Genomic DNA, 14,967 nt, shown 5'->3' with positions numbered 1-14,967 from the left:
AGTGAAACGATGCATCGCCGATGGTAGTGTGGGGTTTCCCCATGTGAGAGTAGGTCATCGTCAAGATTCATTTCGCAAAACCCCTATCTGCGTGAGCAGGTAGGGGTTTTGTCTTTCTGGCGTCCAAGAAAAACCGCTGCTGTGGGGAGCGCACTTCCCACAACAGCGGCCTGGTTATCGCCTTCAGCTCAGCAGATTGCGCACGTTCGCCATCGCCTCATCGGCAAAGCCCTGGAGAAATGCCTGGAAGCCTGGCAATGCCTCTGGGCCGCCCTCCCAAGGTTCGGCCTGGATAGTCCAGACCGCACGGCTGCGATGCGCATCCAGCGCCTCGACCTGCATCGCAGCCCACAGGTTGCCGATATTCAGGCTGGTGTAGATCAGGCTCCAAGTCATCTGCATTGTCTGCTCGTCTCGTGAGTTCAACTGCTCGATGACCACATTGCCGTCCTTGAACAGTTTCTTGCGCACCGAACGTACGCCGCTTCCGGTCATGTCGATGTGGGCCAAAGCGGGGATGAACACCGGGAAGCCGGCGAAGTTGCCAACGATGTTCCATACCGCCTCCGCCGGGGCTGCAATGTCCACGCTGGATACCACCAGGCAGCCTTGTGGATTACGGATCAGCGTGTCGGGTTTGAGTGTTTGCATGCGATGTTGCTCCTGTTGTGGATGAACCGAAGGAATCAGAGAAAGCCGATAGCGCTCAGGTAGCGGCAGCCGCGACGCAGCAACTGCGCGTCCTTGGCCGGGTAGCAGACGCCCATGCGCCGAACACCCTCGCGGGCATTACCGTGCTCGATGCTGGAGATATCGCCGATGTCCTCCTCGAAGCCGTCGAGGTAGAAGCCCAGGACATCGAACAGCGCGTTGTCGCGATCTACCCGACTCAACTGGCCTTGCCACTGCTCCACCTCGACCAGCTCGAAGCGGTGGCCCTGCTCGCGGAACGCGGCCAGGTAGTCTTGCCAACGCAGCGGTTCTGGGTTGTGCAGGTTGAAGACGCATTGCGCGGGTTGGTGCCTGCTGCTGTGGAAGGCGATGAAGCGGGCGAGGAAGTCCACCGGCATGAGGTCGAAATCGATCTCCAGCCGTGGCACCTGGCCCAGCTGCAGTGAGCCCTTGAGCATCAGCATCAAGCGATTGCGCTGGGGCTGGCATACGCCATTGCGGCTGTCGAAGCTGATATTGCCGGGGCGGAACAGATTTACCCGTACCCCTGCTTCACGCGCCCGCTGGACAATACGTTCGCCGACCCATTTGCTCAGGTTGTAGCCATTGCGGATGTAGATCGGCGGAGTCGACACGGGGCCTTGCTCCAGCACGCGGCCGTCGCTGTCCATTGCGCTACACGCGGACAGTGTCGAGACGAAGTTGAAGACCTTCTTGCGCCGCCCTTCGCACAGGCGCAGGCACTCGAACAGCGGTTCGATGTTGTCGCTGGCCAGGGCCTGGTAGTCGAGTACGTGATTGACCTGGGCGGCGTTGTGCACCAGTGCACCGTAGTTCAAGTCGAGATCGTCGTAGTCCGCGTCGCTCAACCCCAGCCGAGGACGGCGCAGGTCCGCGTCGAATACCCGCACGCGCTCATCATCGAGGCTCAGCTGATTGTCTGCCAATGCCTGCCTGAAGCGTTCACTGGCCGTCTGGGTTGCGTTGCTACGTACCAGGCACGCCACCTCCGTGGCCCCCCAGCCGAGCAGTGCTTCGACCAGATGCACGCCGAGAAAGCTGTTGGCGCCCGTGACGATGACCTTGTGCACATCTCCCATGGCCTGCAGGGGCAGTACCTGAAGGTTCAAGTCACGGTTGGCGTCCTGCTCCAGGCGTTCGAGTGAACCGTCCAGTGCGGCAGCGTCACCGTCGAGCAACGCACCCAGGCGCTGTAGCGTCGGCTGTTCGATAAAGCGATTGATCGCCACGCCGCGGCCGAAGGCCTGGCGCACCTCCAGCAGCAGCCTCGACAGCAGGATCGAATGTCCACCCAGGCTGAAGAAGCTGTCGTCGGCGGAAATATCCGCCTGGTCCAGTTCCAGCAGTCCACTCCAGAGCCCCAGCAGACGCTGCTCGGTTGGTGTGCTGGGTGCTACTCGCTGTGCCGGTGGCAACGTCAGTGGCAGTGCCCGCAACGCCAGGCGGTCGACCTTGCCGTTAGCGGTGTAGGGCATCTGCTCCAACACCTGGTAGAACCCCGGACGCATGTAGTCGGGCAGATGCCGCTCAGCATGCTGACGCAGTGCAGTGTCGGCCTGATGGCTTGTCGGCTGCGCAGCGAAAGCCAGCACGCGGCGCTGGGCATCGATCACCACTGCGATCTGTGCATACAGGCCGCTGTTGCGCAGGCAGTGTTCGATTTCTTCCGGCTCTACGCGAAATCCACGGATCTTCACCTGGTTGTCGCGTCGCCCGCACAGCTCGATACCCTGTGCGGTCCATTTGCCAATGTCACCTGTACGGTAGGTACGCAGCGAACGGCCATCGGGCAAGTCGAGTGCGATGAAACGCTCGGCGGTCAGTTCTGGATTGTTGAGATACCCCAGCCCGACCCCCGGGCCGCAGATGTACAGTTCTCCGGGCATCTCCTGAGTGACCGGCTGCAAATCGTCGTCCAGGATCAGCACTTGAGTATTGGCGATCGGCACCCCCAGGTTGCGATTACTGTCACCGGCAGCGCAGATGCGAGTAGTCGCCAATACCGTGGTTTCGGTTGGGCCATAGATGTTGTGCATCCGGCATTGTTCGCTGTACCGCGCGATGACCTGGGGCTCGCAGACATCGCCTCCGGTGATCAGGTGGCGCAGGCCAAGCGGTTCATCAGGCGGGAGGATGCTCAGCAGTGCTGGCGGCAGAAACGCATGGCTCACGGCCTGGCTGTGGATAAGTTGCACCAGTAGCTGCGGATCACGGCGCTGGTCATCGCTGGGAATGACCAGTTCCGCGCCGCAGGCGAAGGTCGGCAGGATATCCAGCAGCGAGGCATCGAAGCCGATGGTTGAGAACTGAAGCACCCGGCTGTGCGCATCCAGCGCGACATGCTCGCGATACCAGGCGATGAAGTGGGTGAGGTTGCGCTGGCTGAGCAACACGCCTTTCGGTTGGCCGGTGGTGCCAGAGGTGTAGATCGCCACGCAGGCCCGCTCTGCTGTCCCTTGCCGCAGGACCAGCGAGGGCAGGCAACTGTCAGTGGCCGCCTGCAGCGTGCGCACATCCAGCAGGGCCAGTCCGGCATGTGGCTGGCCGTCATGCAGCAGTACCCGCGCGCCGGAGTCCTGCAGGATACGTTGGCGACGCTCTGTGGGCGTCGGCGGGTCCAGTGGCAGGTAGATTGCGCCGCAACCCAATATCGCCAGCACGCTGGCATAGAGTGCCGGCGACTTGGCCAGACACACGCCCACCACCACAGGCTGATCGTCCTGATCAGCCAGTAATGGCAACAGTGCCCGTTGCAAGGTCACGGCGAGAGCGTGCAGGTCGTGATAGCTGCTGCGCTGGCCATCGCGGTTCAGCGCCGGTTGCTGCGCGTACTGGCGCAGAGGCTGCTCCAGGCCCTCCATCAAGCCGACTTCACTCGTTACCAGCAGGTCTGCGCGCTGGGAGCGGTTGAACGGATGGCGGTAGGCCAGCGTTTGCAGCCAATCCAGGCCGTGCTCACGCATCTGTAGGCCAGGCTCGACGGCGCACGTTTCGCTCAGATGTTGCGGATCGCGGGCAAGGCAGGCGACCTGATGGGCGACCTGCTCCTCCAAAGCTCGCACGGCATCTTCACGCAGTTGCTGGCCATTGCCCGAGGAGGGTGCGACCAATGATACCCGGCTGATCAGGCGCGCAGCCGTGGCACTGGCGCACCAGCACAGCAGTTCCAGGTGTGGCAGGGTGTCGCCGTGGCTGGCGCCCAGGCGGACCCTGAGCAACGGCGTTTCCCCCAGGAGGGCCCAGTCACTGGTGAACAGCACCAGGCTGCCGTCCTCCAGAACCACAGAGTGATGGCTGGCCAGGGCCTGGCGTAGCGCCGAGGGTGTATCGGCCAGCAGGGTGCCGTGGCCCTGCTCGTCGAGTATCCGGGCCAGGTTGCGCAGCGCGAGGCTGTGACCGACCAATAGTATGTCGAGACGTCGCATGCGGATCTCCTCAGGGCAGGTAGCCGCGCAGGGCTTCCTGCACGCAAGGCGACTCGAGCATCGAGCTGCTGCGGAAGAAGCGCAGGATGTTGCCCAGCAACGGATGCTGGTGGTTGATCGGATAGGCCAGGCCGAGCACTTCCTCGCGCAGCGACTGGCGCAGTGTTTCGTTGACTGGCAACGCCTCGATCAGGTTGAAGTCGAAGGCCTGCTGGATGTCGTTGGTCAGGTACTGGCCCAGGAACACGGGCAGCACCTGGGCGATCATCTGGCGATCCACCTCCGGCGCGGCTTGCCAATAGATCCGCGTCAGACGCGCCCAGAAGCTCGAATGCCGACCCTCGTCGAGCAGGTGATCGGCCATCAGCCCCTTCACCGAAGGCTTGACCGTGTCATCGCGGGCAAAGGCGGCGACATCGTCGGTCAGGGTGTTTTCTGCGATGCCCACGCAGATCAGCTCAAGGGCGTCCCGCAGCGCTTCTGGCACCTGTGCCAGTGCAGAGGGGATCGCACGGCTGAGTTCGATCTCGGTAGGCAGGGCGATCGGCTCGAGGCCGGTCAGGGCGATGGACTGCTGCAGGAAGTCCATGGCCACCAGCGCGTGGTAGTCCTCGTCGACCACCACGGTCATTGCGTCATAGCGACAGGCGAAGGGAAAACGCACGGTGAAGCGGTCCTTGGCAATCCGCCGGGCCGTGCGGTCGACGATCTCGGTCTCGAAGATCACCACGTCGTTGATGAACTTGTAGAGGCTCTGCACCAGCACGAAATCACGCAGGTGTGGGCAAGCCCGTTGGAACGTGGCGCTTTGCACCAGTGGTTGGCGGCTGAGCGGGTAGATCAGCCGCTGGTCGTCCTCGATCCGACGCCGCGGGCGGGTGCGGATGGTGGCGCGCTCCTCCCAGGCGTCGGCGAAGGAGCGGTATTCGAGCGCATTCATGGCGTGACCTCGCTGGCGGCTACCTGCAGCGAAGCGCGCAGACGATCCCACAACGCGGTGCGGCTCTGGACAGCGGCGATGGCGGCTTCGTACACCTCTTGCTGACGTTGCGGATCATCGTTCACCAGGCGCGCCAGCAGCGCTTCGGCGGCCGGACCGTGATCTTCGGCGTCGACCTCGATGTGGCGCTGCAGGTAATAGCGGAAGGTCGGAGCCTGCGCCTGGCCGATGCCCCACTCGTCGAGGATCTGCTGGAACATCGCCGGGATGACACTTTCGCGGCCATGCAGGAAGGCTGCTGCCACGCGATGGGCAGGCGCGTTGAGTGCCACGTCGAGTGTGTCGAGGACGAAGTGCCTGGCTGCCTCGCTGGCGCCACAGCGCTGCAGGGCGGTGGCGTAGTCGAGCCCCTGTCGTTGCAGGTGGACGAAGCGCTCGATTGCCTGGGTGCTGGCACCGACCTCGCGCATGGCGTCCAGGTACAGTTCGAAGTGGCTGTAGTGGCCGTGCTGCGGGCAGTCATCAGACTCTTCGCCGAGCACGATCTCGTTGATCAGCCGGGCAGCGGCGGGGTCTGCAGGTGGAAGCCAGGGCAGGCTTACGCAGGTCAGTTCCCGTTGCAGGCGCTTGGTCAGCGACATGAAGTCCCACACCGCGAAAACATGGGTTTCCATGAAGCGTTGCAAGGTTTCAACGGTGTCGATTTCTGAAAAGAGTGGATGTCGTGCGAGCGTGGCTTTATGACTGGCAAGTGTGCGCTTCAATGTGCTCATGAGTAATATCCATTGTGCGAAAGTTGGCATGTTTTCCCGATAAGTTGCAGCCTCTGAAATACATCGGGCGAACGCGGGCCTCGACATAGACTCGATGGCTGAACAGTCTCAGGGATAGTGGCCGCCCCTTGATTCATCTGGCTTGTGCGGAGTCAAGCCGTGGCGGGTGCCGGCGATATAAAAGTTAGAACAACATCAAAGTGTGTCGCAAATGTTTTTTGAAATATTTTTAATATTTAAAAAGTTGGATTAATGGTGGTCCGAATAAAACATTTTGAATGTTTTATTTTGGCAAGACAGGCCCCTTCCGATAATTAATCATCAGAAAACTAAGTTGAGTGAATGCCTCACTCGAAGCACTGGTGAATGGGAGTGCGAGGTTATTCCACTGTTGAGGGGCGGCTGATCGCACGCGGCCCTTGCCCCGGTGTCGGGCTCCTTCTGCGGGTAAATGGAAGGCATACGACCGGGCCCGGGATGGACGATCAGCAGTCGCAGCGCGACTAGAGTGGGCTCAAACGACTCGCGCTGCCATGGTCATTGGCAGCGTATCGGGGGAAACAATGACCTCGGGAGGGGGCGTTGCGTGCTTAGAAGCCCAGCAAGCCAAGATGCGTGTTGAAGATTCTGACGAGTCTTTGGTCTTGATATGACTTGTCGACGCTGTGCTCGGGCAGCTCGATGAGCTCCAGTTCGCGCCGGACGAAGGCGTGCCAGCCAAGCATTTCGGGGAGTGTTCCAGGTGGGTAGAGCACCGTCACCGGTATCCGTACGGCATTCTCGCTGGCAGCGGGCTCGGCGACCCTTGGGCTGTCACAGCTGGAAACAAACAAATGGCGGGTCTGCTCGGGGTATTCGCGTTCCGCGAGTTGGGCCAGCTCGAACGCCATGTGGGCGCCCAGGCGCTGACCAAAAAGGGCATGGGGCCCTTCAAGGTAGGGATGCAGGTACTTGGCCACGGTTCGGGCGAGGGCGGAGGGGCCTTGCAGCGGATTACACGGGCTGCATTCGGCATGGCGTCTGACATCCACCGCTACCAGTTCGATATGGTCGCTCAGGGCATGGGACCAGGCGCGGTATTGCTCCAGGTGCTCCTGGCTGCAGGCAAGGCAGATGAGACGGGTTCTCGGGGGTTGCCCGGAGTGCTCTGTTACCGATGGTTTCTGGACGTGCACTGTCTGTCCTTCGCTCCGTTCGGTAACGGAGCTTCATGGCTGACACGGCTTGTGGCTGTGTCAGCGGGTGATTCACCTGGCGGCTTGGCTGTTCAGGTAGTTCCTGATGGTGCGGGATGCCGTATTGAGGTGCCTTTCCAGCACGTCGATGGCTTGGTCGACCAACTTGTCGCTGGCAGCGTCCACCAGTGCGATATGGTCGTCCTGAGTCAGCTTTCCCAGGCCCATGGACGACAGGTGGAAGCGCAGGAAGCGCTCCTCTTCGTTGAGTTCGATCTCGATCATGCGCAACAACTTGTGGTTGTGCGCCTTGCTGTACAGCGTCATGTGGAACAGGCGGTTGAGGCGTCCGATCTCGGCGTGGCGCGTCTCGTTTTCCAGTTGCTGGATATAGCTGCGGGCGAGGGCGATGTCGCTTGCGTCCAGGTGGGGAATCGACTGTCGCAGCGCTTCTGCTTCGAGCAGAACGCGCAGGCCGTAGGTGTCGACGGCATCCTCGTCGATCAGCGGTGCGACCACGGCGCCCTTGTGCATCACTACCTTGAGCAGTGATTGCGCCTCGAGCTGGCGCAGCGCCTCGCGTACCGGCATCCGGCTGACCCCGAACAGGCCAGCGAGCTCCTGCTGGCGCAAGGCAGTGCCAGGAGGCAGCCGGCCATCGACAATGGCGCTGCGCAGACGCTCTTCGATCACGCTGCGGGCCAGGTGTGCTGGCACCTGCTCGTTACCCAGCACGGAGCTGAGGAATCTGGTTTTCTCGGCCACGCGGAGTCTGCCTCGATGATTGCGATGATTGGATCCAATAACCCTAGTCAGCGGGGTGATGGCTTGTCAAACCGCGGTGACGGACGCCTGCGGCCGATGGAGTGCGGCTATCGTGAATGAAGTCATCGAGCAAAGGAAGTCGGACTTTTCCTGGCTCGATGATCGCAACCTCCTACGCTTTTTCAAGTGCACCGTGATTGTAAGGTGCCATTGTCTTTTCCCCCGGCAAGCCGCACCATCGCTGCTTTCGACTGGTCTGGATGGGTGTTCGCAGTGGCGATACCTGGAATGCTCAATTTGGCCGTGCGTCGCCTCGGCCTCGCCGTACTGCTTGGCTGCCTGCTGCTGGGCGGCCTGCATGCGGATTGGGATTTCGCCCAGATCAGCCGTCGTGCGCAACAGCTGTACGGTCCGCTTGGCCCAGGGCAGGGGCGTATCGACGCCTGGCAGAACCTGATGGCCACCCAGAACCAGGGCAGCGAGCTGGACAAACTGCAGGTCGTCAATCTGTTCTTCAACAAGCAGCTGCGTTATGTCGAGGACATCGACCTGTGGCATGAAGTCGATTACTGGGCCACGCCGGTCCAGTCGCTGATCAAGGGCGCCGGCGACTGCGAGGACTACGCCATCGCCAAGTATTTCAGCCTGCGCCGCATGGGGGTGCCCGCCGAAAAACTGCGCATCACCTACGTCAAGGCGTTGCGCCTGAACCGGGCGCACATGGTCCTGACCTATTATTCAAGCCCACAGGCCCAGCCACTGGTGCTGGACAGCCTGATGGACGCGATCAAGCCGGCCAGCCAGCGCAACGACCTGCTGCCGGTCTATGCCTTCAATGGCGAGGGTTTGTGGCTGACCGGCGCCGGCGGCAACAAGAAGGTCGGCGACACCAAGCGCCTGTCACGCTGGCAGGACGTGCTGAAGAAAATGCAGGCCGAAGGGTTCCCGGCCGAACCGGTTTATTGAGGAGCACAGATGTCACTGTTCAAACAATTGTTGCTTGCCATATGCCTGCTCCTGGCCATCGCCTTCAGTGGCAGCTTCATGGTCAGCCTGGAGAGTTCGCGCAGCCAGTACGTCAACCAGCTGCGCTCCCACGCCCAGGACGCGGCGACGGCGCTGGCCTTGTCGCTCACACCCAACATCGATGATCCGGCAATGGTCGAGCTGATGGTCAGCTCGATCTTCGACAGTGGTTATTACTCGAGCATCAAGGTCATCGACCTGGACTCCAACGCCGTCCTGGTCGAGCGTCATGCCGAGCCGGACAGCAACGGGGTGCCAGGCTGGTTCATCGGCCTGATCGGGCTTGAGCCGGCCGGCGGCGATGCCATTGTCAGCCGGGGATGGCAGCAGGCCGCGCGGGTCGAGGTAATCAGCCACCCGATGTTCGCCCTGGCCAAGCTCTGGCAGAGTGCCCTGGGCAGCCTGGGCTGGTTGCTGCTGTGCGGCGTGGTGAGTGCGGTGCTGGGTGCACTGCTGCTGCGCCGTCAACTGAGGCCGCTGGACTACATGGTGGCGCAGTCCCACGCGATCGCCCGCCGTGAGTTCCTCAGCCTGCCTGAGCTGCCGCGCACGCCAGAACTGCGTCGGGTGGTGCAGGCGATGAACCAGATGGTCGAGAAGCTCAAGGCACTGTTCACCGAACAGGCCGAGCGCAGTGAAAAGCTGCGCAGCGAGTCGTACCAGGACAGCCTCACGGGGCTGGCCAACCGGCGCTACTTCGAAATGCAGTTGAACACGCGTGTCAGCAACCTCGAAGAGGCCCGAGCCGGTTATCTGCTGTTGCTGCGGGTGCAGGACCTGGCCGGCCTCAACGCCCGCCTGGGTGGTCAGCGCACCGACCAGTTGTTGCAGGCGGTGGGCGAGCAGTTGCGGCGCACATGCGCCAGCTATCCGGAAACCAAGGACCTGATCACCCGCAGCCGCGGTGGCGAGTTTGCTGTTCTGGCACCGGGCATGGTGCATGAAGAGGCGGTGCAACTGGCACAGGCCCTCGAGGCGACCTTGCAGAGCCTGCATGTGACAGGTGCCAGCGATGTCGACCCGGTGGCGTGTATCGGATTGGCGCCGTTCAGCCCTGGGGACGCACCGCAAGCCCTGTTGAAGCTGGCTGACGAGGCGCTGGCACGGGCCGAGAGCCAACCGGAGCCAGGCTGGGTCTGCCTTGAACAGGGCGCCGCGGCCCAGGCTGCCGACAGCCATCACGCCTGGCATTCACGTCTTGACCAGGCTCTGGACAAGGGTCAGTTCCAACTGTTCTTCCAGCCTGTGGTGGACTGCCATGCGCCAGAGCGAGTCCTGCACTACAAAGTGATTTCGCGCCTGTACGACGGACGGGACGAGGCGCTTGTCGCAGGGCGCTTCCTGCCGTGGCTCGAGCGTTTCGGCTGGATGCCACGGCTCGACCTGCTGGTGCTGGAGAAGGTGTTGCGGCATCTGCAGCAGCATGGTGAGTCGCTGGCGCTGAACCTGTCTGCCGCCACCCTGGCCGATGCCAAGGCATTGCAGCGAGTCTACGAACTGCTGGGGCAGCATGCGGCATTGGGGCCGAGGTTGACCTTCGAGATCGGCGAGGAGCAACTGCCAGAACAGGCACAGCTGGAAAAACTGACCCGCCATTTGCACAAGCTCGGCTTCGGCCTGGCGCTGCAGCGCTTCGGCGGGCGCTTCAGCATGATCGGCAACCTGGCTCACCTGGGCTTGGCGTACCTGAAGATCGATGGCGGTTATATCCGCAGCATCGACCAGGAGCGGCACAAGCGGCTGTTCATCGAAGCGATCCAGGGGGCGGCGCACAGCATCGACCTGCCGTTGATTGCCGAGCGCGTGGAGACCGAAGGGGAGCTGCAGGTGTTGCGCGAGATGGGTGTGCAGGGGATTCAGGGGCAGTTGGTGGGCGAGCCGGCGCCCTGGAAATAAGGACGGTGTTGCGATCCGTAAAAGTGTGCTGCTCTTTTCGCGGGTAAATCGGCGTCCCGATTCACACGCGAAACGAGCAGCGCGGTATCAGCAACTCTTCAGATCAACCCGCCTTCTTCATCTTCTTCGATCAGGTTGTTCAGGCTTCCCAGCGCCTTGCGCGCGGTGGAGCGGTTGAGCAGTTTTGCTTGGGCGCCGGGAGGCAGGTCGGTGATGCTGAACACGCCCTTGGCGGTCAACACCTCGATCAGGTCCTCGAGCACACGGATCATGTCCAGATCGCTCTGTTTGAGCTGCTTGAGACTGTTCTCCACGACGTCATCGGCGAACCATTCCTGAATTTCGGCATGGTCGGCCGGCAGCGCTTCGGTGTACTCGGCAAAGGCAGCTGCTTCTACCCGCAGCAACTGGCCGTTGGCGTCGCGTTGCACGTAGAACATGGCATCGACCCTCGTCACGATGATTCCTTCTTGGTTGTCAGCAGCATAGGCAAAGTTCAACAGGCCTGCCGGGCCCGGCAAGCGAGTATGCGCCGTGAGGCGACGGCAGGAAAGCGCCAAGCCCCTGGCGGCCGGTGAAGGCCGTCAGGGGCGTGGGCATCAGCTGTTGGAGTTGTCGATCTTGATGGTCGGGTCGGCGCCACTGATCAACGAGTTGATCGTGGTGTTCGACCAGTTCACACCCTCGAGCTTGATCGACACATCCGCGTTGGCCAGGCCACCGGCGGCATTGAGCTTGCCCTCGGTGCTGACCTGCAGGGTCGACTCACCGTTCACGGTGGTGATCTTCAGGAAGTTGTCGATGGTGCTGGCCTTCTCGCCCTGCAGCAGGTCGCGCAGATCGAGGCGGTCGCCCTCACTGGCCTTGAAGTCCTTGATCACATCGTTGCCCAGGTCGCCGGCCTTCCACACGAAGGTGTCGGCACCGGTGCCACCGATGAGGATGTCATCGCCCTTGCCACCGATCAGCACGTCGTTGCCGGCACCACCGATGAGGATGTCGTTGCCTTCACCGCCCAGCAGGGTGTCGTTGCCGGTGCCGCCGAGCAGGATGTCGTTGCCACGACCACCGTCGATATAGTCGTCGCCACCCTGGCCGAAGATGATGTCGTCACCATCGCCGCCCATCAGCGTGTCGTTGCCATCGTTGCTGCGCGAGACATCGAACTCGGTGTAGTGCTCGGTGATGTACTTGTGCATCGCCCGCCCATCTACATCGCCCGCATCGAGGCCCAGCTTGTTGGCGACATAACCGCGAATCGCATCGACACCGGTACCTGCGACCGAGTCGAAGGTGACCAGGTCACCGAAGATGATGTCGTTGCCATCACCGCCGTTGACCGTGTCGTTACCTGGCTGGGTGACCTCGGTGTGCCCAAGGATGGCCTCGGCCAGCTTGCTCGGGTCGATGTTGGTCTGCGGTTTGCCATCGGTGTCGAACGGTTTGAGGTCATTGGCCTTGATATCGCTGTTCAGGCCGATGGCCTCGACCTGCGACAGCCCCGACAGCAGCTTGAAGGCGGCGGTCGAGTCGTTCAGGGTCGCGGTCGTGGTATCGGAGCCGTTACCGGCGCGGGAGGACAGTTCGTAGCCACCGTTACCTTCGGCACGTACATCGCCGCTGGTGGTCACGGTCCAGCCGCCCCAGGAGTAGGTCTGGACGGTCAGCTTGCCGGTACTGTCGATGGTTATGTAGTTCGTATTGTTCAGGTACGTGGAGATCGTATTGCCTGGTTTCCAGTTGTTCGCAGTCAGGAAGCTGTCCAGCGTGGTGCTGGTGGTGCCCAGGGTCGGGTTGCCGCGCTCGCTGGTCTGGTAGTAGGTCGGCTTGCCGTCGGTGACGAAGAACGTCTGGTTGCTGCCGGTGTTGCCAGCATTCTGGAGGTTCTGGAACCAGTTGGCGGTGGTCTTGAAGGCATCCTCGTAGTTGGTACCACCGTCGGAGTTCAGCGTCTTCAGAGCGTTGAGCAGGGTCTGCAGGCCGGCATCGTTGAGGGTCACCGAGACCGTGGATTTCACCTGGCTGGCGAAGTCCACGAGCAGGATGTTCACGGTACCGGATTGGTCGCCCTTGACGCTGGCGGCCAGGGTCTTGAACACCGACTCCAGCGACTTCTTCGCCGCATCCACGCCAGACGAGCCCATGCTGCCCGAGGTGTCGACGATGAAGGCGATGTTGTAGTTCTGACCTGGCACCACGTGCAGGCCGACCACGTCGGCGACGACGATATCGTTGCCATCGGTACCGGCAAAGTTGTCGCCTTCGGAGGTCAGGTTGCTGGTGTTATAGGTCTGCGGGTACACCGTGACCTTGATGGTGCCCTCGTTGGTCGCGGTGCTGCCGCCAACGCTTTCGCTGGAGGTCGAGCTGACCTTCACGTCGAACTGGCCGCTGTAGTAGGCCGGTGGCTTGATTGCCAGGCTGCCCAGGTTCCAGCCGGTGACATCCACCGCGCTGCTGCCGACGGTGAAGCTGTGGCCTGCGTTGTCGCTGATCACCGAACCTGCCGGGATGCCGCTGAGCTTGACGCTCAGGGTTTCCGAACCGTCGGTGTCGGTCAGGTTGGTGCTGATGCCCACCAGCTTGACCGGCGCGCCATTCTCACGGCCTTCGTTGAGCTTGTAGCCTTCGTAGTAGCCTTGGCCGTTGCTGCCGTGCAGGTCGGAGACCGTCAGGCCGGCATTGGTCATGGAGCCTAGGTTCGGGTACATCGGGATGGTCGAGCTGTTCAGGTCGGTGACTGCGCCGTTGCCCACCTTGATGTTGATGTCCAGGCTGCCAGGGCCGGCCTGGTTGGCGTTGTAGATCTCCAGGGTGTAGTAGCCGCTGGTGGTCGGGGTGTAGCTGCCGGTGATCGCGCCGCTGGCGTTGCCCCAGGTGCCGCTGGCGACGTTCTTGCCACCAATGACGATTTGCAGGCTGTCGTCGGCCGTGCCGCTGAAGGTGTAGGTTTTGCCGGCTTCCAGATAGATCAGGCCGGAGGTCTTCGAGCCGGTGCCCGGGGTCACGGTGGCGGTGGTGTCGACGGTCGTGACCTGCTCGCTCTTGTTCGCGTTGCCGGAGTTGGCGAACACGTTCTTGAGTTGGTCGCCGGTGATGCCGTTGCCGTTGTTGCCCAGGCCGTTGAGGCTGTTCCAGGTTTCCTTGGTCAGGCCGATCGAGTTGACGTTGTTGTTGCCGATCGACAGGTCAGGCCTGTCGGCGACCGGCGCGATGTCGACCTTCATGGTCACTTCGCTGCCGGTGTTGGTGCCGTCGTTGGGCTTGTACTTGATCTGCGCGTAGTCGGCCTGCTTGTTGCCCACGCCGCTGCCACCGTAACCGTCGACGCCCGACTGGTTGGCCAGCGGAACGAACTTGAGCTTGCCGGCGGCGATGTCGGCCTGGCTGATGGTCTGGTTAAGCGACACGTCGACCCACGAAGTGCCGTTGAAGAACTTCAGGTTGCCCAGATCCGGCAGCTTGCTGATCGTCACGCCGAGGCCAGTGTTGCCATCGGCGTCGGTGACCTTGAAGTCGCCCCACTGGAACACGTAGTCGGTGTCTTCGGTGCCGGTGACGGCGCCGCCTGGCGATACCGGCATGTGGTCATTGTCGATGATCGTGGTGGTGACGCTCGACTTGCTCGGGTTGACCTGCAGGTTTTCGAAGCCGCCGCCGCTGACACCGCTGATCTGGATGGTGAAGTTTTCCGAGCCTTCGACGAGCTGGTCGTCAATGGTCTTGATGTCGAAGTTGGCGGTGCTGGCGCCGGCCGGAATCTTCACGGTGACCACACCGGTGTAGTCCTGGCCGTTGGTGGCGGTGCCGCTGTAGCTCAGGGTGACAGTGACCTCGGTCTTGGACGGATTGGTCAGGGTCAGGGTGTAGTGCGCGGTGTCGCCTTCGGTCACCGAGGTGTCGCCGCTGATGCCCACGGTGGTCAGGTCGCCCTGGCCGCTCGGCTCGTCGGTGACGGTGGTGGTGACGGTGTTGCTGCCGAGGGTCAGCTTCTCGAAGTTGTCGCCGCCGGTGACCGATTCGATCTTGTTGACGATCGGTGCCTGGCCGCCCACATAGACGTCATCCTTGGCGGTGATGGTGAAGGTACCGGTGGCGCTGCCAGCCGGAACGGTCACTTTCGTGCCGTCGCTGAGGGTGAACACCAGGCCGTTGTGGCCGGTAACCGACAGGCCCTGGGCATTGGTCAGGGTGACGGTGTAGGTCACCTGGCCGCCTTCGGTGACGGTGGTCTTGTCGGCGGACAGGGTCGCGACGACTTCGCTGATGGTGTC

General features: G+C 62.1%; 10 protein-coding genes. 2 read left to right on the top strand and 8 right to left on the bottom strand.

Features of this window, described 5'->3' with window-relative positions; all coding sequences use genetic code 11:
- Positions 1 to 183: 183 nt before the first annotated feature.
- From F6X62_RS16010 to F6X62_RS15985, 6 genes are all read right to left on the bottom strand, one after another.
- The gene (locus tag F6X62_RS16010) at positions 184 to 651 is read right to left on the bottom strand and encodes an SRPBCC family protein (protein ID WP_063541792.1); all 468 of its coding nucleotides are present in this window, start codon (positions 649 to 651) and stop codon (positions 184 to 186) included.
- A gap of 35 nt (positions 652 to 686) precedes the next feature.
- Positions 687 to 4,118: an amino acid adenylation domain-containing protein gene (locus tag F6X62_RS16005; RefSeq protein WP_153774118.1), complete on the bottom strand. Its 3,432-nt coding sequence runs from the start codon at positions 4,116 to 4,118 to the stop codon at positions 687 to 689.
- Positions 4,119 to 4,128: 10 nt separating this feature from the next.
- A complete protein-coding gene (locus F6X62_RS16000; RefSeq protein WP_153774117.1) occupies positions 4,129 to 5,058 on the bottom strand; it encodes a diiron oxygenase in 930 nt (309 codons plus the stop codon).
- On the bottom strand, positions 5,055 to 5,831 hold the full coding sequence (locus F6X62_RS15995) for a DUF3050 domain-containing protein (protein ID WP_153774116.1): 777 nt from the start codon (positions 5,829 to 5,831) through the stop codon (positions 5,055 to 5,057). The genes F6X62_RS16000 and F6X62_RS15995 overlap by 4 nt, the downstream gene beginning before the upstream one ends.
- A 590-nt stretch (positions 5,832 to 6,421) precedes the next feature.
- A complete protein-coding gene (locus F6X62_RS15990; RefSeq protein WP_153774115.1) occupies positions 6,422 to 7,006 on the bottom strand; it encodes a thioesterase II family protein in 585 nt (194 codons plus the stop codon).
- Between the two features lie 72 nt (positions 7,007 to 7,078).
- On the bottom strand, positions 7,079 to 7,771 hold the full coding sequence (locus tag F6X62_RS15985) for a GntR family transcriptional regulator (protein ID WP_153774114.1): 693 nt from the start codon (positions 7,769 to 7,771) through the stop codon (positions 7,079 to 7,081).
- 204 nt (positions 7,772 to 7,975) lie between these two features.
- Between F6X62_RS15985 and lapG the strand changes: the two genes are divergently transcribed.
- Together lapG and lapD are read left to right on the top strand one after the other, a co-directional pair.
- Positions 7,976 to 8,737: a cysteine protease LapG gene (lapG, locus tag F6X62_RS15980; RefSeq protein WP_172964801.1), complete on the top strand. Its 762-nt coding sequence runs from the start codon at positions 7,976 to 7,978 to the stop codon at positions 8,735 to 8,737.
- A 9-nt stretch (positions 8,738 to 8,746) separates the two neighbouring features.
- Positions 8,747 to 10,693, top strand: coding sequence for a cyclic di-GMP receptor LapD (lapD, locus tag F6X62_RS15975; RefSeq protein WP_153774113.1), 1,947 nt, complete (start codon positions 8,747 to 8,749; stop codon positions 10,691 to 10,693).
- Positions 10,694 to 10,791: 98 nt separating this feature from the next.
- Here lapD and F6X62_RS15970 read toward each other — a convergent pair whose 3' ends face one another.
- The gene (locus F6X62_RS15970) at positions 10,792 to 11,133 is read right to left on the bottom strand and encodes a hypothetical protein (protein WP_054895500.1); all 342 of its coding nucleotides are present in this window, start codon (positions 11,131 to 11,133) and stop codon (positions 10,792 to 10,794) included.
- A gap of 159 nt (positions 11,134 to 11,292) precedes the next feature.
- The coding region (locus F6X62_RS15965) for an immunoglobulin-like domain-containing protein (RefSeq protein WP_256674043.1) at positions 11,293 to 14,967 on the bottom strand (3,675 nt) is incomplete at its 5' end.

The sequence above is a fragment of the Pseudomonas sp. MNR3A genome, assembly GCF_009650575.1.
Lineage (GTDB): Bacteria > Pseudomonadota > Gammaproteobacteria > Pseudomonadales > Pseudomonadaceae > Aquipseudomonas > Aquipseudomonas machongensis.
Note: the sequence above shows the minus strand (reverse complement) of the source record. Positions and strands in the feature narration are given on the sequence as shown.